The sequence below is a fragment of the Qipengyuania nanhaisediminis genome, assembly GCF_045862805.1.
Classification (GTDB): Bacteria; Pseudomonadota; Alphaproteobacteria; order Sphingomonadales; family Sphingomonadaceae; genus Erythrobacter; species Erythrobacter nanhaisediminis_A.
This window is the reverse complement of record NZ_AP025760.1, coordinates 632,544-656,438: the sequence shown is the minus strand read 5'-3', so window position 1 is coordinate 656,438 and position 23,895 is coordinate 632,544. Positions and strand designations below refer to the sequence as shown.

Genomic DNA, 23,895 nt, shown 5'->3' with positions numbered 1-23,895 from the left:
GGAGACTAACGGCACGCAAGGATATTGCTAGGGTCGTTGATCCGGCAAATCGAGCGGTCAGTCGAACTGCGCCTGCCGTGGCCCGAGATAGCCGAACAGGTAAGCGGCGACTTTCCTCATCTGGATTTCCTCGGCGCCCTCGGTGATGCGATAGCGGCGGTGGTGCCGGTAGATGTGCTCGAACGGCTTGTGCCGCGAATAGCCGATCCCGCCATGGACCTGCATTGCCCGGTCAGCGGCTTCGCACACCAGCCGGTTCGCCCAGTAATTGCACATCGAGACCTTGTCCGAGAGCGCGTGCTCGATTGCCTCGTGCGGCGTGTTGTCCATCTCCCACGCGGTTTTGAAGATGAGCAGGCGCAACATCTCGGCTTGCGTCGCCAGTTCGACCAGCGGGAACTGGATGCCCTGGTTGCGAGCGAGTTCCTGTCCGAAGGGCTTGCGCTCCCTGGCGTAGCGCACGCTTTCGTCGATGCAGAACATGGCCGCGCCGCAGGAACTGGCCGCCTGCCGGATGCGGTTCTGATGGACGAAGCTCTGCGCCAATGCGAGCCCGCGCCCTTCTTTCCCCAGCATCGCGCTATCGGGCACCCAGACATCCTTGAGACTCAGGCGCGGATGATCGGTGGGCATGTTGAAGGTCCACAGCCATTCCTCGATCTCGAGGCCCGGCGTGGGATTGGGGACAAGAAAACAGGTAATCCCGCGCGGATCCCCCGCCTCGCCGCTGGTCCGGGCGAAGGTGGCGCAGTGCGTGGCGACATGCATGCCGGTGATCCACATCTTCTCGCCATCGATGCGCCAGCCCTCGACCCCGTCGCGGCTTTCGCGCACAGCGGTGGTCTCCATGTGTGTCGCGTCCGAACCATGGTCGGGTTCGGTCAAGCCGAAGGCAACGCGGCGCGTACGCTCGAAACCGCCGGTGATGAATTCCTGTTTCTGCTCCTCGGTCCCCCACGCCTCGAACATGGCGACGAAGGGGAAATTGCCGACGATCGAGTGTTCGTTCTGAAGATCATTGTGAAGGCCGAGGCCCTTGCGAGCGAAGTGCTCGCGGATCACTGCCATCCAGAGGTTTGGGCCGTCCTTGCCGCCGTATTTCGCCGGCGCTGAAAAACGCCAGTGGCCCGCCTTGTCGGCGCGGCGCGTGGCTTCGCGCAGCAGCGCCTCCCATTCCTCGCGCGGCAAGCCGCCGCCCTCGAAATCGGTGCGCGCATATTCGCGGCGGTGGTCGAAGAAGCGGACATTATCGCCCGCTTGTTCGAGCGGCTTGATCTCGGCTGCAATGAAGGCGTCGAGTTCGTCCAGATAGGCTTGCAGGTCGGGGGGAATGGCAAAGTCCATCAGTCAATCACCTCAGTTGATCCACTCCACAAATCGCGCGCAACGCCAAGCGCGGGATATTTGGGAGAATCGGCCTCCAGTTTGTCGAGCGCATCGCGGCGCAAGGCCGGAATTGTTGGATCGGTCAGCATTGAGCGGCGACCGGCCAAGAAGTCTTGCGCAAGTTCGCGGTTCGAAACTCGTGGGCAAATCGCATATTCGCGGGCCAGGATTCCGAGCGCGTTGCGGGCGACCGCCAACTGAAACCGGTCATGGCCCTCCATCTTGTCTTTCAGGTTCGCAAGCCATTCTGCGACAGCCGTGGCAATCTCTCCCGTTCGCGCTTCGCCATAGTAGAGATCAGCGTCGGGCATTCGTATTTTCGGCGAAATCCCGTCAGCCAATGAATCGGCCTCAAGCAGCATCAAGAGGTCGAGTTCCTGCTCGCTCGTCCGGCGCGAGATCACCACGCGTTCGAGCATCCGGTCCTCGCCGCTGCGCCAGATCTTCGCCATCCTGAGGCAACCCAGCGCCCACCACACGGTGCGGTGGATCAGCCAGTAGCGGAAGCGGGCGCGGTCGACCTTCACCCTCGCTTCGGCCTCGTAGGCGGCGAAATATTGATCAAGGCTTCCCAGCCCCAGCGCAGGCCGGTCGTATCGGTGAAACCGCCACACCGCCATACATCCGAAGGCGAGGTCTTCGTGGCGGTCGCCGAAATGCGCCAGTTCCCAATCGAGCACGCCTGTCAGCTTGGCGGGTTCACACAGGAGATTGCCCATCCGGTAATCGCCGTGAACCAGGACCGGCTCCACCGGTTCGGGGCAGTTGTCCTCCATCCACTTGAGGCCGAGTGCGATGATCGGCCGGTCGCCGCCCGCCTCCTCGAATTGCGCGCGGAGGTCGGCGATGGCCTGCCGGTAATCGATCACCGGCACAGCCCCGGGGAGCGCATCGCGCGGAACCGAATGGACAAGCGCAAGGTCGCGCGCGGCCTGTTCGAGCAGCGCGTCAGCACCGTCAAAACCAAGGATCTCCCTGGGGTTCGCCGTCCCCGGCAAAGCGCGCATGACGAAACCGCTGCCGATCGCGTCGCCCGGCTCGAGTTCCGTCACCACTTCCGGGGCGGTCACGCCTGCTTCACGCGCGGCACGGATCACCGCGGCCTCGACATCGTGGCCGAACGGGCGCTCGTGCATGAATGTGGCGCTCGGCGCGCGGCGCAGGACGAAATCGCACCCGCCTGCCGAAAAGCGCCAGCTTTCCATCGTCGCCCCGCCGGTGAGCCGGGTCAGGCCGCCGGGTGCGGCGAGACCGGCACGATCCATCGCCCGCGCCAGCCCCGCAAGCAGTTCGTCAGGCGAAATTTCCCCCATCGCCCGAGGTCAGGCGACCTCGGCATCTTTCTTCACGGTGATCACCTGCGGATAGGTGAACTCCCTCAATCCATCGAGCCCGTATTCGGCGCCGAAGCCCGATTGCTTGTGCCCGCCAAACGGCGCGAAGGGCGAGAGGTGCATGTATTCGTTGATCCAGACCGTTCCGGTCTCGAGCTGTTCGGCGATCGCGACGCCTTTTTCGGTGTCCGCAGTCCAGACCGAGCCGGCCAGGCCGTAATCGGAGGCATTGGCTCGCGCGATAACCTCGTCCTCGCTCGAAAATTTCATCAGCGGCATGACCGGGCCGAACTGCTCCTCGGCGACGATTCGCGCGTCTTCGGGCGGGTTGTCGAGAATGGTGATCGGGACGTAATAGCCGGTGCCCGACGGGTCCTTGTCGCCGCCGGTGAGGAACTTGTAGCCGTTGTCCTTGGCGTCCTCGATCAGCTCGAGCACGCGCTCATACTGCTTCTTGTTCTGGATCGGCCCGACCCCGGTGCCCTGCTCGCTGCCGTCGCCGACCTTCACCGTCTTGGCATATTCGGCAATCGCTTCGGCAAGCTCGTCATAGATATCCTCGTGGATATAGATGCGCTTGGCCGCGACGCAGATTTGCCCGGCATTCGAGAAGCTTGCCCAGAACAATTGTTCGGCGACCTTCTTGGGATCGGCATCGGGAAGCACGATCGAGGCATCGTTCCCGCCCAGTTCGAGCGTGATCCGCTTCAGGTCGGCGCTCGCGCCTTCCATGATCTTCTTGCCCGTCGCGGTCGAGCCGGTGAAGGTGATCTTGTCGATCCCCGGGTGCTGGGTGATCAGCGGGCCGAGGCTGTCTTCGCCGGTGATGATGTTGACCGTGCCCGCGGGCACCTTGTCGGCGATCAGTTCGGCGATGCGAAGCGTTGCGAGCGGAGTGAAGGGCGAAGGCTTGAGAATGATGGTGCAGCCGCTCATCAAGGCGGGCACGATCTTCTGGATCGCCATCATCACCGGGAAGTTCCACGGCACGATCCCGCCGACCACGCCTACCGGCACGCGGCGCGAGCGGTGGAGGCGGGTGTCATCGTCCTGGAGAACCTCTTCCTCGAGCTTCAGGGTCGCTTGCGCCGCTGCCATGCCGGCCGCGCCGTAGATCTCGCCCTTGGCCTGCTGGTGCGGCTTGCCCTGCTCGCTGGTGAGCAGGCGGTAAAGCTCATCGGCATTTTCCTTGATCGCGGCGGAGATCGCCATGCAGGCGGCCTGGCGTTCTTCGAAACTGGTGGTCTTCCAGCTCTTGAAGGCCTCGCGCGCGGCGATCACCGCGCTGTCGAGCTCCTCGGCACCGCAGGCGGGGACCTGGCCGATGACTTCCTCGTTGGCGGGATTGACGACATCGAGCCAGTCGTCGGCCTGGATCATCTTGCCGTTGATGAGGTTTCGATACTGGGTGGTCATGGCTGTTTCCTCTCGCGAATCCAGTGCACGGTTTCCTATTGAAACCGAAAGTGAAGCATTGGCGGCAAATTGCAATCGGCTTTGCGCCGCCCCGTTGCTTTGCTTCGGGCTTGTCAAACGGTTAAGTTTCGCTTGCTAGCGTTTGCACTAGGCCAGCGCGCACCGTAAAGCCGCGGCCACATTCTCACTTTCGGAGCGACACGCCGCAAATGGCAAAGGACTGGTGCATCGGGATTATTGGTGGGTCGGGGCTTTACGACATCGAAGGCCTCGAGGACCGGCAATGGCTGATGATCGACACGCCGTGGGGCGATCCGTCGGACGAAATCCTGTTCGGCCGGATCGGCAATGTGAAACTGCGATTCCTGCCTCGCCACGGCCGCGGCCACCCGGTCAGCCCCTCCGACCTCAATGCAAGGGCCAATATCGACGCCCTCAAACGCGCAGGATGCACCGACATCCTCGCGATCTCGGCGGTGGGCTCCTTGCGCGAAGAGCTCGAACCCGGCCGCTTCGTCATCGCCGAACAATTCATCGACAATACCCGCCAGCGCCCCTCGACCTTTTATTCGAGCGGCCTTGTCACCCATGTGTCGATGGCGGACCCGGTCTGTCCGCGGCTGAGCGAAATGGCGGCCAAGGCAATCACTGCGTGCAAGGGCAAGGTCGCCACCGGCGCCACCTATGTCGCGATCGAAGGACCGCAATTCTCGACCCGCGCCGAAAGCCGGATGTATCGCCAATGGGGTGCCGACATCATCGGCATGACCGCGATGCCCGAAGCCCGGCTCGCCCGCGAGGCCGAGCTTCCCTATGCGCTGGTCGGCATGGTCACCGATTACGATTGCTGGCGCGCCACCGAGCAGGGGGGCGAACAGGTCAATGTCGCACAGGTCGTCGCGCAGATGCAGGAAAACGGCCAGCTCGCGCGCGAGGCGGTGCTCAACTTCATCGCGAGCCTTCCCAAGACACGCAAGGCCTCGCCGATCGACACCGCGCTCGATGATGCGGTGATCACCGTTCCCGAGGAACAGGACCCGGCGCTGCTCGCACGGCTCGACGCGGTCGCGGGCCGCATCCTGGGCTAACGCGTCAGACCTCGCTGCCGTCTTCCTTCCAGCGCCCGCGAACTGGGTGGAACCGGTCGACCCGGATCGACTGCCACACCCCGCCGGTGAGATAGGGATCATCGTTCACGGTTGCGCGCGCGGCCGCCTCGTCTTCGGCCTCGATGATGAGGAGCGAGCCGACAAAGTCGCCGCGGGCATTTGTGAGCGGCCCGGCAGCGCGGTAATTCTCCTCGTGCTCGGCCATGAATTCGCGCTGCGCCTGCTTGTGTACCTCGCGCAATGTATCGCTGTTTTCGCCGTCGCGGCAGTAGAAACAGAACAGGGCCATGCCATCCGGTCCTCTTGGCTGGGTGCGCGGGATATCCGCGATAACACACACCAGCAGGGCTGCAAGCGTGCGACTTTGCTTGATCGCGCGCGCCGACGGGTCCAATTGCGCTCGTGTTGGCGACTCGCCTGACTGCTAAGGAACAACCCCTCAAGTGACCATGACCGGCTTGTCTGCAAACACTGCCCATTTTCTCGACCGTAGCGAGCTTCGCCGCGCCTATCGCGCCGAAGAGGAGGCTTGCATCGCCCGCCGCCTCGAACAGGCCGCACCTGCACGTAAGGTCGCCGATGATGCGGCCGCCATGGCGATCGCGCTCATCGAGGGCGCGCGCCGCCACAAGGCGAGCGGCATCGACGCATTTCTCCAGCAATACGGGCTCGATACAGAGGAAGGCATCGCGCTGATGTGCCTGGCTGAAGCCTTGCTGCGCGTGCCCGACGACAAGACCGCAGACGCGCTCATCCGCGACAAGATCGGCGAAATCGACTGGGGCGAACACCTGGGCGAAAGCTCATCGACCTTCGTGAATGCCGCGACCTTCTCGCTGATGCTGACCGGCGAAGTGCTCGAACGCCCCGAAGAGCACCAGCGTGGGATGGGACGCACCTTGAAGCGCACCATGAACCGCCTCGGCGAACCGGTGATCCGCACCGCCACCTTGCAGGCCATGCGCATACTGGGCGGACAGTTCGTCTATGGGCGCACGATCGGCGAAGCGATGGAACGCGCCAAGCCCGAACGCGCGCGCGGGCTGACCCATTCGTTCGACATGCTCGGCGAAGCGGCGATGACCTTTGCCGATGCCGAACGTTACCGCCAGGCCTATGATGCCGCGATCGACCGGCTCGTCTCCGAAGCCGATGGCGGGATCACGGCATCGCCCGGCATTTCGGTCAAGCTGTCGGCGCTGCACCCCAAATACAGCTATCTCCACGCCGAAGAGGCGGTGCGCGACATCGTGCCGGTGGTGCGCGCACTCGCGGTCAAGGCGCGCGATGCCGATATTCACTTCACCGTGGATGCAGAAGAAGCCGAGCGGCTCGAGGTCAGCCTCGACATCATCGAGACACTGGTGGCCGACGATGACCTGTTCACCCGCGCCGACGGCTCGCGCTGGGAAGGTTTTGGCCTCGCGATCCAGGCCTATCAGAAGCGCGGGCTGCCGCTGTGCGAATGGACCGCAAAGCTCGCACGCCGCCACGGCCGCAAGCTGTTCGTGCGTCTCGTGAAGGGCGCTTATTGGGACACCGAGATCAAGCTGAGCCAGGTCGGCGGCTTCGACGATTACCCGGTCTTCACCCGCAAGGTGGCGACTGATGTCTCCTACCTCGCCTGCGCGGCACGCCTGTTCGAACACGACGACGTGATCCGTCCGGCATTCGCGACGCACAACGCCTATACCGTCGCGGTCATCAAGCAGCTGGCGCAAGGCCGCCCGTTCGAGTTCCAGCGCCTCCACGGCATGGGCGAGGAGGTCTTTGCCACTCTTCGCGAGATGGAAGGCGACAATCCCACCCCGGTGCGGATCTACGCGCCGGTCGGCGGGCACAAGGAATTGCTCGCCTATCTCGTGCGCCGCCTGCTTGAAAACGGAGCGAACACCAGCTTCGTCAACCGCATGGGCGATGCCGAAGTGGCGGCAGGCGACCTCGTCGGCGATCCGGTGGCAGAGCTTGCCGCGCTCGAACCGCGCCGCAACCCGGCTATCCCGCTTCCGCGCGACATTCTCGGCGCGCGGGTCAACAGCGCAGGGATCGACCTGTCCGACCCGCTGGTACGCGAACCGCTGATCGAGCGGCTCGAAAAGCTGGCCGGCCTGCACTGGCATGCCGAGCCGACCTTTCCCGCCGAAGAACCGGGCGAAATGGCACCGATCACCATGCCACACGACCTCACTCGCGAGGTCGGCACGCGGCGCGATGCCACGCAGGAAGAGGTCGATGCCGCGTTCGAACGCGCGGCAAAGATCCAGCCGGGCTGGGATGCGCTGGGCGGCGAGAACCGCGCTCTCCTGCTCGAGGAAGCCGCCGACCTGTTCGAGGAACACACAGACGAATTCCTTTCCCTGTGCCAGCGCGAGGCGGGCAAGACCCTGCTCGATGGCGTGGCCGAACTGCGCGAAGCGGTCGATTTCCTGCGCTATTACGCGATGGAAGCGCGCCGCCAGTTCGAGCACCCGGTCCACCTCCCCGGACCCACCGGCGAGGAGAACACGCTGCGGATGCACGGGCGCGGCGTCTTCGCGACGATTTCGCCGTGGAACTTCCCGCTCGCGATCTTCACCGGCATGGCATCGGCTGCTCTCGCCGCAGGCAATGCGGTGATCGCCAAGCCTGCCGAACAGACCCCGCTGATCGCCGCGCTCGCGGTGAAGCTGTGCCACGAGGCGGGCATTCCGCCCGAGGCGCTGCAATTGCTCCCCGGTGCGGGCGATGTCGGCCAGATGATCACCGCCGACCCGCGGCTCGCAGGCGTGGCCTTCACCGGTTCGACCGAGACCGCACAGGCAATCAACCGCACGCTTGCCGGGCGCGACGGGCCGATCGCCACGCTGATCGCCGAGACCGGCGGGCAGAACGCGATGATCGTCGATTCGTCCGCCCTGCCCGAACAGGTGGTGCGCGACGTGCTGGCAAGCGCTTTCCAGAGCGCGGGACAGCGCTGCTCGGCATTGCGCATGCTTTACCTCCAGGAAGACGTCGCTGACGAAATGCTCGCGATGATCCGCGGCGGGTTTCATGCATTGAACGTCGGCGATCCCGCGAAGCTGAGCACCGATGTCGGCCCGGTGATCGACCCGGACGCACAGGCCGCGCTCGAACGCCACGTCGCGCGCCGCCAGCAGAACAACCGGATTGTCTGGCGGCTCGAGATCGACGAGCAGCTCGCCAAGGGATGCTTTGTCGCTCCGACCATCATCGAGCTCGATTCGATCATCGACCTGAAGCGCGAGAATTTCGGCCCCGTGCTCCATGTCGCGCGCTTCAAGGCCAGCGAGCTCGGGCAAGTGATCGAGGACATCAACGCCACCGGCTACGGCCTCACGCTCGGCCTGCACAGCCGGATCGAGGCGACCCGTCGCTTTGTTCAGGCGCGCGCGAAGGTTGGCAATTTCTACGTCAACCGCAACCAGATCGGCGCGATCGTCGAAAGCCAGCCTTTCGGCGGCGAGGGCCTGTCGGGCACCGGCCCCAAGGCGGGTGGTCCGCATTATCTCGCGCGCTTCGCGACCGAGCGGGTGACCTGCATCGACACCACCGCCGCGGGCGGCAATGCAAGCCTTCTGGCAAGTCTTTGACCCTACTTGAAAATAGGCGAGCAGCAGCGATAACCTGCGCGTTATGACCCGGACCCTCGCCCGCCTGTTTTCGCATGTCATCGGCCTCGTCGCGCTCGCGTGGAGCGGCGCAGCGCTGGCTGACGTCCAGATTCATTTCCATTCGTTCAACGGGTCGGTCTTTGGCGGACGCTATCCGCACACCTTCATCGTGCTCGATGGCACGATCGAGGCCACCGGAGAGCCGGTGAACGAAAATTACGGCTTCACCGCGCGATCGGTGACCGCCGCGGCGACGCGCGACTGGGCCGCTCACCGGGTCGAGAGCGAGCCCGAGCGCTACATCCGCAGCACAAACCGGCATTTCACGCTCAGCCTCACCGACGAGCAATATTACGCGATCATCCGCGAAGTGCGGGCCTGGGCGCTGGAGCCGGGCAAACGCTACAGCCTCGACCAGCGCAATTGCATCCACTTCGTCGGGCGCATGGCGCAAATACTCGGCCTCAGGGTGGACTATCCGCAGGACATGTTGCGCCGGCCCAAGAAATGGCTGAACCATGTCACCGCGCTCAATCCGCAATTGAGAGCGCCTATCATCGATTAGCAGGGGACAACGCCCGATGACAAAGATTGTCCGCCGCGAAGTCCTTGCCATGGCCGCAGTGGGCACGCTCGCATCGGCCTGTACGTCCGGCGGCGACAACCGACCCAGGCGGGTCGCCGTGATCGGCGCAGGCATTGTCGGCGCATCGATTGCCTACAACCTTGCCAAGGCGGGCGCCGAAGTCACGATCTTCGACCGACACGATGTCGCCACTAGGGCCAGCCGCGGCACCTTTGCTTGGCTCAACGCGACATGGGCGAAACAGCCGCGGGCCTATCACCGGCTCAACCAGCTTGGAATGGCTGGGTGGCAGGAACTCGAAAGCGCGCTTGACATCCCCGTCAAATGGGGTGGATCTCTCGAATGGTTCGCGAGCGAGGAGCGGCAGGAATTGCTCGCCAGCCAGATCGCCGAACAGGTCGCATGGGGCGCACCTGCGCGCATGGTGGAAGGAAGCGAACTTTCCGAGCTTGAGCCGCAGGTCAATTTCCGCGGAACTGCGGGCCGCCTTTTCACCCAATGACGGCGCGGTCGATCCGGTTCTGGCGGCGTAGGCCATGGTCGGAGCGGCTGTCGCGGCAGGCGCGAGGCTGCACACGCAGACACCGGTCGAAACATTGACGCGGGTCAATAATCAGGCACCGGTAACGCTTGTGACGGGCCTGGGTCAGTTCGAAGCCGATGGCTGCGTCCTCGCCACCGGAGCCGACCCGGACGCCACGCAGGCGCTTGCGGGAATCGCGATCCCTCAGCGCTCGACTCCCGGGGCGCAATTCGACGCTGCGCTCGGGCGCGGCGAGGGTCGGCAATTCGAGCAATTGTTCGGCGTCGGCCCGATTGCGCATAGTGGGGTGACGCTCGCCCCGATCCTCGGGCGCATGGCAGTCCAGGAAATCCTCGAGGGGGTCAGGCTGGACATGCTCGCACCCTATCGCCCCGATCGCGACTTCGAAGAGATTCGGCGCTACTGAGACGGGCCTGATTACCGGAAAACTGGGTCCGCACGCTTGCCTCGGCCTGCGCCATGCGGAATCACGGCGCCATGGCGATTCTTTCCGACAAGTGGATCCGCGAACAGGCGCACCAGAACGGCATGATCGAGCCGTTCGAAGAAGCGCAGCGGCGCGATGGCTGCATTTCCTACGGCCTCTCTTCCTATGGCTATGACGCGCGGGTCGCACCCGAGTTCAAGATCTTCACCAATGTCGATTCCTCGACGGTCGATCCCAAGGCGTTTGACCCCAAGAACTTCGTCGACCGCGAAACCGATGTCTGCATCATTCCGCCCAATTCCTTTGCGCTGGCGCGCACGGTCGAATATTTCCGCGTGCCCGAAGACGTGCTGGTCATCTGCCTCGGCAAGAGCACCTATGCGCGCTGCGGGATCATCGTGAACGTCACCCCGCTCGAACCGGGTTGGGAGGGGCACGTCACGCTCGAATTCTCGAACACCACTCCGCTGCCTGCGAAGATCTACGCCAATGAAGGCGCGTGCCAGTTCCTGTTCCTGAAGGGGAACGAACGCTGCGAGACGAGCTACAAGGACCGCGCGGGCAAATATATGGGCCAGCGCGGGGTGACGCTGCCGCGCCTCTGATACGCGGCTTGCCAGGCCGCTCCCTTTGACTTCGCGCTCCTCGCGGCGCATGTCGGTTTCAAAGGGAGATTGATTGCAATGGCCGACACGACCCGCGAATTCGACATCATCGTCTATGGCGCCACCGGCTATACCGGCCGGCTCGTCGCCGAATATCTTGCCAGCCATTACGGCTCTACCGGCAATGGGCCGCGATGGGCCATGGCAGGCCGCAGCGCCGACAAGCTCGCCGCAGTGCGCGAAGAAATCGGGGCGCCGGCTGAGACGCCGCTGGTGGTCGCCAATGCCGATGACCCGTCAGATCTTGAAAGGATGTGCGAGCGCACCCGGGTGGTGCTCACCACGGTCGGGCCCTACCAGCTTTACGGCGACAATCTCGTCGCCGCCTGCGTGAAGACCGGCACCGATTATGCCGATCTGTGCGGCGAACCAGCATGGATGGCCGAAAAGATCGCCGAGCACCACGAAGCCGCCAAGGCGAGCGGCGCGCGCATCTGCTTTTCGAGCGGGTTCGATTCGATCCCCTTCGATCTCGGCGTGCTGATGACACAGAAGGCGGCAAAGGAACGCTTCGGAGCGCCGGCCAAGCGCATTCGCGGCCGTGTGCGCGCGATGCAGGGCACCTTTTCAGGCGGCACCGCGGCAAGCCTTGGTGCTACGATGAAGGCCGCTGCCAAGAACCCGCGCCTCATCAACGTGCTGCGCGATCCGTTCGCGCTCGCTCCGGGCTTCGAAGGGCCGAGCCAGCCTTCAGGCATGATCCCGCAATATGAAAAGGACCTCGAAAAGTGGGCGGCGCCCTTCGTCATGGCGCCGATCAACACCAAGAACGTCCACCGCACCAATTTCCTTCTCGGTCATCCCTATGGCGAGGATTTCCAGTATGACGAGATGATGCTCACCAGCCCCGGCGAGGCGGGCAAGAAGATGGCCGAAGCCGCGACCGAGATGATGAAGAACCCGTTCGGTGCCAAGCCTCCCAAGCCCGGCGAAGGGCCGAGCGCGGAAGAGCGCGAGAACGGTTTTTACGACATTCTATTCGTTGCCGAAGGCCCCGATGGCGAGACACTGCACTATTCGGTCAAGGGCAAGTATGATCCGGGATATGGTTCGACCAGCCGGATGCTGTCGGAAACCGGCATGGCGCTGCTGTTATCCGAGGCCGAAGGCGGTGTCGGAACGCCCGGTTCGTTCCTTGGCGAAGACCTCGTCAAGCGGCTCGAAGAGCACGCCGAGCTGACTTTCACGCTTGAAAAGTGATCTAGCCGCGCCCGGTCGGCTAATTGCACCGGGCGCGGGCGCGATCAGAAGCTCAGCCGCACGCTCGCGCGGATATTGCGACCGGGCAGCGGGACGAAGTCCTTGGTAAAGCTCGCATGGCGACGGCCGGTGACGTTGAAGATGTTGTCGACCGCCAGCTGCAGCGTGACATGCTCGTTCGAGGCGAGCGGGCGCCACGAGGCCACCGCATTCACGAAGGCAAAATCGTCGGTCGGGGTCTCGAACTCGGCGACCTCGTTCTGGCTGGCGAACCATTGCACCTCGCCGCGCAGGTCGAAGGCGTTCGATTGCAGCTCGAGCGCGCCGAGCAGGCTGAGCGGCGGGATGCGCGGCACCGAAGATCCGTCAGCCAGCCGGGCATCGATATAGGAGCCGCGCAAATCGGCGATCAGACCGATGTCGCCATTGTCGAACAACGGCAAGGTGACCTCGCCTTCGAGACCGAAATAGTCGGCGTCCTGCTGGAGATAGACGAAGACCGGCAGCTCGTCTTCCTCGAGTCCGGTTTCGGTGAGGTAGATATAATCGTCGAACCACTGGTTGAAGACCGCGAATGAAACCTCCGCGCCGCCGATCCGACCGCGCACGAAGCCCTCGACACCCCATGCGCTCTCGACCGCGAGGTCCGGATCGCCGATTTCGAAGGCCTGGGTCGCGATATGGGGGCCGTTGGAGAACAGTTCCTCGGCGCTCGGAGCGCGTTCGGCGCGGCTGACATTGACACCGGCGCGCAGCGCGTCGTCGGTCTCGTAGATCACGCCCAGCGCGCCCGAAAGGGTATCGAAATCTCGCGAAACACGATTGAGCGTGTCCTCGACACTCGTAAATTCGGCGCGCGCTGCGAGCTCGATCTGGATCGGACCGGTGCCGAATTCCTGAAGCCCGAAGACCGCGAACTGGTCGGTCAGGTTGGGTGGAACATACGCCTCGGCACCCTCGGCGAAGAAGTCGCGGTGGCGGAACTGCACGCCGATCGAACCGCGCGAGGCGCCGCGCGGGTTTTGTTCGAGAACGGCGCGCGCCTCGAGGCCCTTGCTGTCGAACACCGTGCCGACCTCGTCGCCCTCGAATTCGGTGTGGGTATAGTCGGAAAAGCCTGCGCGCAGCTTGAGGCGCGAGAAGAAACCATCGCCGAGGAACACGTCTGCCCGCATATCGGCGCGCAGCTGCTGGAGATCGATCGAGACGATTTCCTCGCCTTCCTCTTCGCCATCTTCGTCTTCGCCTTCCTCTTCGCCATGGTGGTGGCCCGCCCCCGGGCGACCGGGAATGCCGTAATTCGTGTCGTAATACCCGACCGAGAACCCGAGCGAGGATTCGCCAAGGATCACTCCGAGCCCGCCATTGACCGTCCAGCTTTCGCTAGCGGTATTTGGGACGAACCCGGCCTGGTTGGCGGCTTCGCGAAACTCTTCGGCTTCTTCGAATTCACCCTCTTCCTCTTCCTCGGCTGCTTCCTCGAGGAGTTCGGCGCGCAATTCGGGTGCGACTTGGAAGCCGGGGATTTCGAGATCGTCGGTTTCGCGCCAGGTCCCGTCGAAATGGACCACCAGGACCTCGCCGATCGGGACATCGACCGAGGCGCCCGCCGTGCGAAGATCGCTCGCGGTGTCGAGTGCAGCGAGACCGTCGAAATGGAAGCCCTCGTCGGGGATGCGCGTGGGAATGCGCTTGTCGATCACGTTGACAGCGCCACCGATTGCCTGGCTGCCGAACAGGAGCGTCGCAGGGCCGCGCAAGACCTCGATGCGTTCGGCGGTCAGCGGGTCGATCGTGGTCGCATGGTCGACCGAGGTGTTGGAGACGTCAGCCGTCCCGATCCCGTCGACCAGCACCCGCACGCGTTCGCCCTGGAAACCGCGCAGGACCGGGCGCGATGCACCGGGCGCAAAGCTTGATGCCGAAACGCCCGGAAGTTTGGCGAGCACTTCGCCGAGCTGCCCGTTCAGGTTGCGCTGGATTTCCTCGGCCTCGAACACGCTGGTCCCGGCGAGAATATCAAGTTGGGCGAGCCCATCGGCGCTGACGATGATATTGCCCTGGTAGTCGGACTGGCGGTTGTGAACGTCGTCATCGACCCGTTCTTCGCCTTCGGCAGGCGCGCTCGAAGTGCGCTCGTCGTCCTGTGCGAAGGCCGGGTTCGCGCCAAGCGAAAGGGCAAGGACGGCGGCGATTGCGGTAGGTGATGCAAGGGCTTTCATGTCGATCCTGATCTCATCGCGTCAATGTTATAAAGTCTCATTCGCTGTAGAGCGCAAGCTGTATATTGCAATCGCGAAACGGCTATCTGCGGCAAAGAGGCGGCGAGCGACCGCGAAGTGCGGCCTATCGGCAACACCGGCTGTCGCAAGACTGAACGGGGATGCGCAAACAGCGCGAACGGATCCAAGATGATCCGGAAAAATGGAGCGGGCGAGGCGATTCGAACGCCCGACCCCAACCTTGGCAAGGTTGTGCTCTACCCCTGAGCTACGCCCGCTCACTGACGCCTCGCAGAGTGGCTGCAACAGCCTTTCTCTGCCGGGGAGGCGGCGCGATTAGCAGCGCTTCCAAAGCCCTGCAAGGGGAAAAATGCACGGTGATCAAACAAGCCGGCAATCGGCGAAATCACGATTAGTCTGGCCAGCGCGACCGCCAAGCTTCACATAGCCGCGAAACGCCCCACATTGGGGCCAAGCATTCGCCACCAAACAGCAACAGGAGCGCACCCTTGGCAAGCATGGGTCTCAATATCGAAGAGCAAAAAGCGGTCGAACGGTTCCAGAAGGATGTCGTCGCGCCCTCGCAGACAAAGCTCGTCATTCTCGATTTCTGGGCCGAGTGGTGCGGCCCGTGCAAGGCGCTGACCCCGGTGCTCGAGAAGGTAGCGGCCGAATATGCCGACAAGGGCGTGGTGCTTGCCAAGATCAATGTTGACGAGGAAAAGTTCATCGCCGGCCAGTTCCAGGTCCAGTCGATCCCCACGGTCTATGCCATGTTCCAGGGCCAGCCGGTCGCCGACCTCACCAGCGCGCGGTCGGAGAGCCAGTTGAAGCAGGCGCTCGACCAGCTCTTAAAGCAGCTCCCCGTCAAGGCCGGGGCCGACGAAGGCGGTGAAGGCGGCCAGGGCGGCCCCTCCCAGCAGGACATCGACCAGTTCGTCGCAATGGGCGAACAGGCGCTGGCCGATGGCGAAACCGAACGGGCGCTGGGCATCTTTGCGCAGGTGATCGAATTCGACAATGCCAATCCCAAGGCGATCGGCGGAATGATCCGCGCCCAGGTGGCCATGGACCAGGCCGACGAAGCGACCAAGATGCTCGAAGCAATCAAGTCGAGCCCGGTCTATGCCTCTATCAAGGACGACCCCGCCATGAGCGCTGCCGAAAGCGCGCTCGAACTGGCCGGGACGCGCGTCGATGACAGCGAGCTTGCCGGACTGCGTGAAAAGGTCGCGGCAGACCCCGATGACATGGACGCACAAATGGCCCTTGCCGAAGCAGCCTTTGCCGCCGGTTCGCGCGACGAGGCCGCTGACACGTTTCTCGCGATGATCGAAAAGGACCGCGAATGGAAGGAAGGCGCGGCGCGCGCCAAGCTGCTACAGATTTTCGAGGCGACCGGGCTTGAGGACGAGTGGGTGGTCTCGACCCGGCGGCGGCTGTCGCGGATCTTGTTCGGATAACTCCCGAGAATGACCGCTCGTCTCTCGATCTTTCCGCTGCCTGGCACGATCCTGTTCCCAGGATTGCAATTGCCGCTCCACGTCTTCGAGGAGCGTTACCGCGCGCTGGTCGGCGATGCGCTGGTCCGCGACCGGCGAATCGCGATGATCCAGCCGCAGCGTGCTTTCGAGGGCGCACCGCTGTACTCCATCGGCTGCGTCGGCAGGATCGGCGAGATCGAGGCGCTCGAAGACGGGCGCTACAACCTCATCCTCGAAGGCGAGAAACGCTTTCGGGTCGTGCGCGAGCTCGACGTGACCACGCCCTTTCGGCAGGTCGAAGGCGAACTGATCGAGGACGACGCGGACGAGGTGCTGAGCCATGCCCAACGCGGCGGGTTCGAGCGCGAGGCGCGCGAATTTGCGGACAGCCAGGGCTACAACGTCGACTGGGATTCGGTCGAGAGACTCGATGACCAGTCGCTGATCAACGGGGTGTCGCAGATCGCACCCTTCGATCCCGCCTCGAAACAGGCGCTGCTCGAGGCGGGCACTTTATCGGAGCGATGCGAACTGCTGGTGCAGCTGATGCAATTTTTCGGGCGCAGCGATCCCACCGAGGAAATTACGACGCTGCAATGACGCGGCTCAGACCAGCGGCGCCGCCGGGTCGGCGACCGCAAAGGCGCCGCGCAATCCGTCGATCACATATTGCGCGGCGAGTGCGGACAGCAGCACGCCGAGCAGCCGGGTGATGACCGCCTCGACCTTGTCTCCGAGCAACCGGATCAGCGGACGCGCAGCGACGAGCGCGACGGCGGTGATCAGGAGGACCAGGCCGAGCGCCAGGAACACCTCGAGCGTTTCCGAAGGGGTCTCGGCCTCGTTCATCAATAGCATGATCGCCGCGATCGCGCCGGGCCCTGCGAGCATCGGCATCGCCATGGGGAACACCGAGACATCCTCGATCTCGGGATCGGCGCTGATCTTGTCGGCACGCTCGGTCCGGCGCTGGGTGCGTTTCTCGAACACCATCTCGAAAGCGATCCAGAACAGCATCAGTCCGCCCGCAATGCGGAAACTGTCGAGCTCGATATGGAGCGCGCCAAGCAGGTCCTCTCCGAAGAAAGCGAAGATCAGCAGGATCACCGCGGCAATCGCGGTCGCTCGCAGCGCCATGTTGCGCGCCTGTGCATTGCTCGCATTCTTGGTCAGCCCGGCATAGATCGGGGCGCATCCCGGCGGATCGATCACCACGAAAAGCGTGATGAAGGCGGAGATGAAGAGTTCGGGCATCATCGCCGACACTCACCACCCCTGAGCGCGAAATTCAAGAGGCTGGCGTGAAGCGTTCGTCGATTGCGGCGATCCAGCGCCCGTCGAACCAGTATTCGGCGGCAACGAGCTTGGTGCCGTCAGCGAGGTGGTCGATGCGCCAGCGAAGCGTCCCGTCCCGCGATTGCATCGGGTCACGCTCCCCGCTCGCGACAACCGAGCCGGAGGGCGGTGCTGCGACCGGCGCATCAGGTCGCGCGCAGCTCGCCACGAGCCCTTCGACGGCATCCATGGCTGTGACGACGATATCGCCGTCCTCGGGAACCGAACGCGGCGCAGGCTGCGGGATATCGGGTCCACCGCCGTCATAAATCCAGCGATACTGGCCATCTTGCTGGCGCTGCCAGACGGTGACAAAGGTGCCGACCGTCCCCTCGGGATCGCGATAGCGGCCAAGGCTGACCGCGACATCGCCCGCGCAGCTCATCACCACGGTGCGCGGCGCCCATTGCACCGCTTCTTCGGGATCCTCGAGCACTTCGCGCAATTCGGCAAAGGGGCGCGGCCCGCTGCGGGTGTGGAGCATGGCGCCCGGCGCTGCGAAGGCTTCGAAAGCGGTCCACTGCCCATCCTCGCGTGCGGCGCGGGCAAAAGCGAGTTCGGTGGCAACCACCGTGCTCGGCTGCGCGGCCCCCGGAGCGCCCTGCAGTGCGCGCGCAATGACCGCGTCGGATGGTCCGCGCGGCCCGCTCGCGCAGGCGGCGAGCATGGCCGCCAGCGCGGTCAGGGCCATGACCCTCGCTGTGCGCATCACAGGCCAACGGGCACGTCGAGCCCGGCATTGCGATGGGCAGCGACCAGCGTGTTGCGCAGCAGCACCGCGATCGTCATCGGCCCCACCCCGCCGGGAACCGGAGTGATCGCGCCGGCGATCTCGGACGCCTCGTCAAATGCGACATCGCCCACCAGTCGGCCCTTGTCCTTCCCCGGTTCGGGCGGGAGCCGGTTGATCCCGACATCAATCACCGTAGCGCCGGGCTTCAGCCAGTCTTTGCCGATCATTTGCGGACGGCCCACCGCGGCGACCACGATGTCGGCACGCCGCACGACGCTGGCGAGGTCCCTGGTCCGGCTGTGCGCGATGGTGACGGTGGCATTGGCGTCGAGCAGCAGCTGGGCCATCGGCTTGCCAACGATGTTGGATCGGCCGATCACCACCGCTTCCAGCCCCGAAAGATCGCCCAGCCGATCGGTCAGCAACATCATGCAGCCGAGCGGAGTGCACGGGACGAAACCCGTCTGTCCGACCGACAGCCGTCCGGCATTGATGACGTGGAACCCGTCGACATCCTTGTCCGGACTGATCCGGGCGATGACCTCCTGTTCGTCGAGGTGATCGGGAAGCGGCAATTGCACGAGAATGCCATCGACCGCCTCGTCACGGTTCAACTGGTCGACGAGGCCGAGCAAGGTTTCCGCATCGGTATCGGCGGGCAGGCGATGCTCGAAGCTTTCCATGTTCGCCGCGATGGTCGCCTTGTGCTTGGCTCCGACATAGACCTGGCTGGCAGGGTCATCGCCCACCAGCACCACCGCGAGGCCCGGTTTGCGCCCGGCTTGCCCGGCGAACTCGCTCGCTTTCTCGCCCACGCGTTCGCGCAGTTTCGCGGCAAAGCCTTTTCCGTCTATCCGAGTGGCGGTCATACGACGCTGCTGATGACCCCGCGCAGCACGATCAGCAGTATCTGCGCGCCGATGATCACGACCAGCGGCGAGAAATCGATCGCCCCGGTCTGCGGCATGATGTTGCGTACCGGGCGCAGGATCGGGTCGAGCAGGCGATTGATCGATTCATAGACCTGGGCGAGAAACTGGTTCGAGGGGTTGATCACGTTGAACGCGAACAACAGCCCGATCACGAACTGGATGATGATCAGCATCACGAAGACCTGCACCAGCAGTTCGATGATCTGATAGAGTGCGATTAATCCGGTCATGGTGGTTGTCTTTTGCCTTTGCTGCGCCACCCTTGAGCGGGAAAGCGCGTGGAGATAGTCCCTTGCGAAGCGTGTTAGCTGTCTAACACGCTATTTTCCAGTCTTCGGCCTTGTTTGTCTCACGCGCTGACCAGTGTACCGGCACCGCGCGCGGTGAAGAATTCGAGCAACATGGCATGGGGCACCCGCCCGTCGAGCACAACCGCCGCCTCGCATCCGGATTCGACCGCGGCGACGCAGGTCTCGAGCTTGGGCACCATGCCGCCCTTGATCACCCCGTCCTCGCGCAGCCGAGCGATCTTCGTCGGGTCGAGCTCGGTGAGCAATTCGCCATTGCCGTCGAGCACGCCCGCCACATCGGTGAGCAGGAACAGCCGCGCAGCGCCCAGCGCCGCCGCGATCGCGCCTGCCATGGTGTCGGCATTGATGTTGTAGGTCGCCCCGTCCTCGCCGCCCGCGATCGGGGCGATGACAGGGATCATGCCCGCGGCCACGGCGGTATCGATCACGCCGGTATCGACACGGGCCGGTTCACCGACAAAGCCGAGATCGACGACGCTTTCGATATTGCTTTCCGGATCGCGCGCAGTGCGCTCAACCTTGCGCGCGGTAACGAGGCCGCCATCCTTGCCTGACAGGCCCAGCGCCTTGCCTCCGGCACTCGACAGCCAGCCGACCAGTTCCTTGTTGATTGCGCCCGATAGCACCATTTCGGCGATCTTGGCGGTCGCCTCGTCGGTGACGCGAAGCCCGTCGACAAAGGTGCTCTCGACCCCGAGCCTGGCGAGCATGTCGCCGATTTGCGGGCCGCCGCCATGGACCACGACCGGATTGATGCCGACTGCTTTGAGCAGCACGATATCTTCGGCGAAGTCGCGCGCCGCGCGCGGATCGCCCATTGCGTGCCCGCCATATTTCACCACGAAGGTGCGCCCGGCATAGCGCTGGAAATATGGCAGCGCTTCGATCAGCACTTCTGTCTTGGAAAGCTCTGTCTTGCTTGGATGGGCGGTCATGTCAGTGCGATCCGCTTGTTGCGAATGGGCTTGGGGGAATGTCGCTTAGCCGCTTCGCCGCGCAGGGGGAAGCGCACATGGCGCAATGTGCCGTTTCGCAAGCGTGGGGCTTGGCTTTGTAACCGAAAGCGGGTTTGCTGCGAATTCCGCAAAGACTGGCGGCGCGCAGCGCGTTGCCAGGCCCAGCATGGAGGATCACGATGACCAGCACTTCGATCAGGAATTCGATCGCACTCGCAGCCGCGGCAGGCCTTGCCGCAGCCTGTTCGGGCTCCGAAGAGGCAGCGCCGCCCGCCGATGACACGGCTGCAGCCACCACCGAGGCCGAAGCGCTCGCTGATGCCGGTGATGGAGAAAAGGAAAAGTGCTACGGTGTCGCACTTGCCGGAGAGAATGATTGCTCAGCCGGGCCGGGCACCAGCTGCTCGGGCACCAGCGTCGTCGACTACCAGGGCAATGCCTGGAAATATGTCGATGCGGGCACCTGCGAGGACATCGACACCCCCGAAGGCAGCGGTTCGCTAACACCGATCGAGGCCTGAGACGAGCCGGGCCTCTACCGTTCCGCTTGCCTGAAAATCCGAGCAAATCCGCGATCGTGAGGCACGGTGCGGTGCCGGGCTGCTTGACCGGTCCGCACCGCCTCGCCCTGCGGATTGCCCACAGGTTGACAGGCGAGCGATTCTTGCATTTTTCACCAATGTGCTAAGCTCTCGCAAAACCGTAAAAAACGGGTCCGCACCGTGCTGAAGCGCTTTTCGAAGCAAGCTTGGGGGATGGATATGCAGGACAATAACGGCAACGGGCGGCGCAATGGCGACCGCCGCCAGCAGCAGGTGGAATTCGAGGGTCCCGACCGACGCAAAGGCGATCGGCGGTCGGGAGAGGACCGGCGCACTAGCGAACGCGAGAGCGGCAAGGACGCGATCTAGCGGCAAAGAACCAGCTTTCGGAAAAGGGTTCATGCCGAGAATTCACGGCATGGCGTCCAATCATGCTGGCGTGCGGGTCTTGCTGGTGTAACATCTTCGCGATGCCACTTCTGCCGCGCAAGCCCCGCTCCAAGCCTGCCCGATCGCGGCTCTCCGCATGGTGGCTGGTGTGGCGGATGCCGATGCTCCTCCTGATCGTCATGGCGCTCTGGTGGTTCCTCCTTCGTCCTGCCCAGTCCGATGCCGACTGGGTGTCGGTCACCGAACCCTTCGCGATCTGCGGCGAGGCAGGGCCGCGCGCTGCGGGCTGCGTCGTTGACGGCGATACCGTGGTGCTGGGCTTTGGCCGCGAACAGCGCAGGATAAGGCTCACCGGTTTCGACGCGCCCGAGATCGACGGCGCGTGCACCGCCGAACGCCGGCGCGCAGCCGAAGCGCGCAGGGCGCTCCACCGCTGGCTTGCGCAAGGCCCGTTCGAATGGAGCGGGGGCGTACAGCCGCCGCGCGACCGATATGGCCGCGAATTGCGGGCCGCGCGGCGGGACGGCGGCTCTCCCGGCGACACAGACCTGCTCGCGCACTCCATGATCGCGCAAGGCCTGGCCGTCGCCGATGGCCGGGGAGAGCCCGAACCGCAATGGTGCGGCTGAAGGCGCGAACGGACAGCGAGGGGCAATTGCGACATCGCCCCTTGCCACCATCGCCCAAGCCGGTAACCTCGCCGCGGACAAGAGACAGACAGGGGGACTGCCATGACCGAGCCGACCAGACCCGATGACGCCGAGACCCGGCCGAGCGCTGCCAGCGGGTTCGATTTCAACCGGCCGACGGTCGTTTCGCTGCTCTATCTCGGCAGTTTCCTGACCGGAATTTCGGGCCTTGTCGGCATTGTCCTCGCACATGTCTGGGCGGGCGAGGATGGCGAGAACTGGACCCGATCGCATTACACCTATCTCATCCGCACGTTCTGGATTGGCCTGATCGCATCGGTGCTCCTTGCAGTGACCGTCATCGGGCTCGTCCTGATCTGGCTGCCGGCGCTGTGGGTGGGCGTGCGCAGCGTCATGAGCCTCATCAAGGCGCAGGAACGCGCGCCGATGCCCGATCCCAAGACCCTGCTGTTCTGATCGTGGCACCTCCTTCCATCTTCACCCGCGCAGCGCTCCTTGGCGCCGCGCTTGCCGTGTCCGCCTGTCAGCCGGTTGCCACCGTGTCCGATGACGATGCCGGCTCCGCCCCCCAGGACGCCTTCTTCGCCGCGCTCGCGAGCCATTGCGGCAATGCCTATGCGGGCGAGCTCACCAGTTCCGACGCGGTCGACGCCGATTTTGCCGGGGCCGACATGGTGATGCATGTCGCCGAATGTTCGGACGAGACCATCAAGGTTCCCTTCCATGTCCGCACGGGCGAGCAATGGGACCGCTCGCGCACCTGGGTCATCACCCGCACCGGTGACGGCTTGCGGCTCAAGCACGACCACCGTCACGAGGACGGCGAAAGCGATGCGGTCACCATGTATGGCGGCGACACCGCAGAGGCTGGCACGGCGCGCGTCCAGCATTTCCCGGTCGACCCGTTCAGCATCGACCTGTTCGAGCGCGAGGGGCTGTCCGCCTCGGTGACCAATGTCTGGTCGCTCGAAATCGACCCGGCGGGCGCGCCCGATGCGCGCTTTGCCTATCAGTTGCAGCGCACCGAGGAGGGCGGTGCGCCCGAGGACCGGCTGTTCCGGGTCGAGTTCGACCTCACCCGGCCGGTCGAAGCGCCGCCACCTGCCTGGGGCCACGCCCCGGCCGGATAAACGGCGCGCGCCCCAATTTCCTTGGCCTATTCGCCGGCGCGCACTGCGGGAGCGCGGTCGGTGTCGTGAATGTCGGTTCCCGGCTCCGCGCCCGAACCCAGCTCGCCCTGATCGGCATCGCCCATTCCGGTGGGCCGCGCGACCGGCGGGGTCGCGTCCTGCCCGGCTTCGGGAAGGCCGACCGCGGGCGCGTCGGCATCGACGATATTGCTCTCCTCGACCGGCGCCTCGGCGATCTCGTCGGGCTCGGTGGTGCAGGCGGCAAGCGCGAGGCTGAGCGCGCTCGCGGCGCTCATCGTGGTGACGATCGGCTTGAAGATGTCTTTCATGGCGTGGGGGCTCCCCTTGTCGCAAAGGTCTGGGCAAAACGTTGTTCACCTGACCAATGCGGCAAGCGCGCCCGCGTTCCGCGCCGGCTCTGCCTCAGTCGTCGAGCATGACCACGAGGAAGGGTTGCCCCTCCTCCCCGGTCAGCGCTTCGGACCCCGCCTCGTGCAGCTTGGCCGCGCTCGCCGCCGAAGCGGTGTGCATGTCGGCAGGCACCGCCAGCGCCAGCGCCGCCACGCCGCCTGCAAAGCCGAGCGCACAGCCGATCAGTCCGTTGACGAATTTCATGCGCGCCTTCCTCTGCGTTGCGACGCAGGCCGGTGTGCCGGCCCGTGTTCTGGTTATCGCCGATGGTTATCGCCCTTCGGCGTGAACAAAGCGTTAGGGCGGCGCGCGGCGATACAAGTCCTTGCAATTGCGCGGTCACAAAGGGCGATTCGCGGTTGCGCCAGAGGTTAACCGCGCCCGCTCGGTTCATCGCAGCTGCGGCACGGATGGAACACATGGAACACGGTCCTGGCGCAAAAATCCAATCGATCACCGAAGGGTCGTTTGATCGGTTCCCTCGATCAATGGCGGTTGCGAAAGGGCGAGGCGTAGCGGAC

Annotated in this window: 26 protein-coding genes and 1 tRNA gene; 14 read left to right on the top strand and 13 right to left on the bottom strand. The window is 64.3% G+C overall.

The features are described from left to right. Positions 1-57 precede the first annotated feature (57 nt). From ACKTSM_RS03215 to ACKTSM_RS03205, 3 genes are read right to left on the bottom strand one after another with little or no spacing between them, the layout of a single operon-like run. Positions 58-1,344, bottom strand: coding sequence for an acyl-CoA dehydrogenase family protein (locus tag ACKTSM_RS03215; protein WP_407875699.1), 1,287 nt, complete (start codon positions 1,342-1,344; stop codon positions 58-60). Beyond that, positions 1,344-2,699 carry a phosphotransferase gene (locus ACKTSM_RS03210; RefSeq protein WP_407875698.1) on the bottom strand — a complete coding sequence of 452 codons (1,356 nt, stop codon included), beginning with the start codon at positions 2,697-2,699 and terminating at the stop codon, positions 1,344-1,346. The genes ACKTSM_RS03215 and ACKTSM_RS03210 overlap by 1 nt, the downstream gene beginning before the upstream one ends. A gap of 9 nt (positions 2,700-2,708) precedes the next feature. Next, entirely contained in the window at positions 2,709-4,136 is a 1,428-nt protein-coding gene (locus ACKTSM_RS03205; RefSeq protein WP_407875697.1) for an aldehyde dehydrogenase family protein, read from the bottom strand. 209 nt (positions 4,137-4,345) lie between these two features. Here ACKTSM_RS03205 and mtnP point away from each other — a divergent pair, with 209 nt between their 5' ends. Continuing rightward, entirely contained in the window at positions 4,346-5,224 is an 879-nt protein-coding gene (gene mtnP / locus ACKTSM_RS03200; protein ID WP_407875696.1) for an S-methyl-5'-thioadenosine phosphorylase, read from the top strand. Between the two features lie 4 nt (positions 5,225-5,228). Here mtnP and ACKTSM_RS03195 read toward each other — a convergent pair whose 3' ends face one another. Then, the gene (locus ACKTSM_RS03195; RefSeq protein WP_407875695.1) at positions 5,229-5,534 is read right to left on the bottom strand and encodes a YciI family protein; all 306 of its coding nucleotides are present in this window, start codon (positions 5,532-5,534) and stop codon (positions 5,229-5,231) included. A gap of 160 nt (positions 5,535-5,694) precedes the next feature. On the opposite strand from ACKTSM_RS03195, the gene putA reads away from it, so the two are divergent. From putA to ACKTSM_RS03165, 6 genes are all read left to right on the top strand, one after another. Further along, entirely contained in the window at positions 5,695-8,835 is a 3,141-nt protein-coding gene (gene putA, locus ACKTSM_RS03190) for a bifunctional proline dehydrogenase/L-glutamate gamma-semialdehyde dehydrogenase PutA (RefSeq protein WP_407876409.1), read from the top strand. A gap of 43 nt (positions 8,836-8,878) precedes the next feature. Then, a complete protein-coding gene (locus ACKTSM_RS03185; protein WP_407875694.1) occupies positions 8,879-9,421 on the top strand; it encodes a hypothetical protein in 543 nt (180 codons plus the stop codon). 16 nt (positions 9,422-9,437) lie between these two features. After that, a complete protein-coding gene (locus ACKTSM_RS03180) occupies positions 9,438-9,944 on the top strand; it encodes an NAD(P)/FAD-dependent oxidoreductase (protein ID WP_407875693.1) in 507 nt (168 codons plus the stop codon). A gap of 34 nt (positions 9,945-9,978) precedes the next feature. After that, positions 9,979-10,392, top strand: a complete 414-nt coding sequence (locus ACKTSM_RS03175) for a hypothetical protein (RefSeq protein ID WP_407875692.1) — start codon at positions 9,979-9,981, stop codon at positions 10,390-10,392. Between the two features lie 71 nt (positions 10,393-10,463). Next, entirely contained in the window at positions 10,464-11,018 is a 555-nt protein-coding gene (gene dcd, locus ACKTSM_RS03170) for a dCTP deaminase (RefSeq protein WP_407875691.1), read from the top strand. Positions 11,019-11,096: 78 nt separating this feature from the next. After that, entirely contained in the window at positions 11,097-12,278 is a 1,182-nt protein-coding gene (locus ACKTSM_RS03165; protein ID WP_407875690.1) for a saccharopine dehydrogenase family protein, read from the top strand. 44 nt (positions 12,279-12,322) lie between these two features. Here the strand turns inward: ACKTSM_RS03165 and ACKTSM_RS03160 are convergent, their stop codons facing one another. Then, complete coding sequence (locus ACKTSM_RS03160) at positions 12,323-14,500, bottom strand: TonB-dependent receptor (RefSeq protein WP_407875689.1); 2,178 nt, start codon at positions 14,498-14,500, stop codon at positions 12,323-12,325. A 203-nt stretch (positions 14,501-14,703) separates the two neighbouring features. Then, positions 14,704-14,778 (bottom strand) — tRNA-Gly (locus ACKTSM_RS03155). Between the two features lie 240 nt (positions 14,779-15,018). Here ACKTSM_RS03155 and ACKTSM_RS03150 point away from each other — a divergent pair. Next, on the top strand, positions 15,019-15,963 hold the full coding sequence (locus tag ACKTSM_RS03150) for a tetratricopeptide repeat protein (RefSeq protein ID WP_407875688.1): 945 nt from the start codon (positions 15,019-15,021) through the stop codon (positions 15,961-15,963). 9 nt (positions 15,964-15,972) lie between these two features. Then, positions 15,973-16,584: an LON peptidase substrate-binding domain-containing protein gene (locus tag ACKTSM_RS03145; RefSeq protein WP_407875687.1), complete on the top strand. Its 612-nt coding sequence runs from the start codon at positions 15,973-15,975 to the stop codon at positions 16,582-16,584. 6 nt (positions 16,585-16,590) lie between these two features. On the opposite strand, the gene ACKTSM_RS03140 is transcribed toward ACKTSM_RS03145, so the two are convergent. From ACKTSM_RS03140 to argB, 5 genes are all read right to left on the bottom strand, one after another. Continuing rightward, on the bottom strand, positions 16,591-17,238 hold the full coding sequence (locus tag ACKTSM_RS03140) for a MarC family protein (RefSeq protein WP_407876408.1): 648 nt from the start codon (positions 17,236-17,238) through the stop codon (positions 16,591-16,593). A 34-nt stretch (positions 17,239-17,272) separates the two neighbouring features. Beyond that, positions 17,273-18,010 carry a hypothetical protein gene (locus ACKTSM_RS03135; protein ID WP_407875686.1) on the bottom strand — a complete coding sequence of 246 codons (738 nt, stop codon included), beginning with the start codon at positions 18,008-18,010 and terminating at the stop codon, positions 17,273-17,275. A 17-nt stretch (positions 18,011-18,027) separates the two neighbouring features. After that, positions 18,028-18,921 (bottom strand): bifunctional methylenetetrahydrofolate dehydrogenase/methenyltetrahydrofolate cyclohydrolase FolD, encoded by an 894-nt coding sequence (folD, locus tag ACKTSM_RS03130; protein WP_407875685.1) that lies wholly within the window; start codon positions 18,919-18,921, stop codon positions 18,028-18,030. Then, complete coding sequence (locus ACKTSM_RS03125) at positions 18,918-19,214, bottom strand: YggT family protein (protein WP_407875684.1); 297 nt, start codon at positions 19,212-19,214, stop codon at positions 18,918-18,920. The genes folD and ACKTSM_RS03125 overlap by 4 nt, the downstream gene beginning before the upstream one ends. A 119-nt stretch (positions 19,215-19,333) precedes the next feature. Then, positions 19,334-20,230, bottom strand: a complete 897-nt coding sequence (gene argB / locus ACKTSM_RS03120) for an acetylglutamate kinase (protein ID WP_407875683.1) — start codon at positions 20,228-20,230, stop codon at positions 19,334-19,336. A gap of 200 nt (positions 20,231-20,430) precedes the next feature. On the opposite strand from argB, the gene ACKTSM_RS03115 reads away from it, so the two are divergent. From ACKTSM_RS03115 to ACKTSM_RS03095, 5 genes are all read left to right on the top strand, one after another. Further along, positions 20,431-20,772: a DUF2282 domain-containing protein gene (locus ACKTSM_RS03115; RefSeq protein ID WP_407875682.1), complete on the top strand. Its 342-nt coding sequence runs from the start codon at positions 20,431-20,433 to the stop codon at positions 20,770-20,772. 234 nt (positions 20,773-21,006) lie between these two features. After that, entirely contained in the window at positions 21,007-21,162 is a 156-nt protein-coding gene (locus tag ACKTSM_RS03110; RefSeq protein WP_407875681.1) for a hypothetical protein, read from the top strand. Between the two features lie 101 nt (positions 21,163-21,263). After that, complete coding sequence (locus tag ACKTSM_RS03105; RefSeq protein WP_407875680.1) at positions 21,264-21,812, top strand: thermonuclease family protein; 549 nt, start codon at positions 21,264-21,266, stop codon at positions 21,810-21,812. Positions 21,813-21,914: 102 nt separating this feature from the next. Continuing rightward, a complete protein-coding gene (locus tag ACKTSM_RS03100) occupies positions 21,915-22,289 on the top strand; it encodes a DUF4870 family protein (protein ID WP_407875679.1) in 375 nt (124 codons plus the stop codon). Positions 22,290-22,291: 2 nt separating this feature from the next. Then, the gene (locus ACKTSM_RS03095) at positions 22,292-22,963 is read left to right on the top strand and encodes a hypothetical protein (protein ID WP_407875678.1); all 672 of its coding nucleotides are present in this window, start codon (positions 22,292-22,294) and stop codon (positions 22,961-22,963) included. A gap of 26 nt (positions 22,964-22,989) precedes the next feature. On the opposite strand, the gene ACKTSM_RS03090 is transcribed toward ACKTSM_RS03095, so the two are convergent. Together ACKTSM_RS03090 and ACKTSM_RS03085 are read right to left on the bottom strand one after the other, a co-directional pair. Then, positions 22,990-23,292, bottom strand: coding sequence for a hypothetical protein (locus ACKTSM_RS03090; protein ID WP_407875677.1), 303 nt, complete (start codon positions 23,290-23,292; stop codon positions 22,990-22,992). A 94-nt stretch (positions 23,293-23,386) separates the two neighbouring features. Continuing rightward, on the bottom strand, positions 23,387-23,578 hold the full coding sequence (locus ACKTSM_RS03085) for a hypothetical protein (RefSeq protein ID WP_407875676.1): 192 nt from the start codon (positions 23,576-23,578) through the stop codon (positions 23,387-23,389). Between the last annotated feature and the right edge of the window lie 317 nt (positions 23,579-23,895).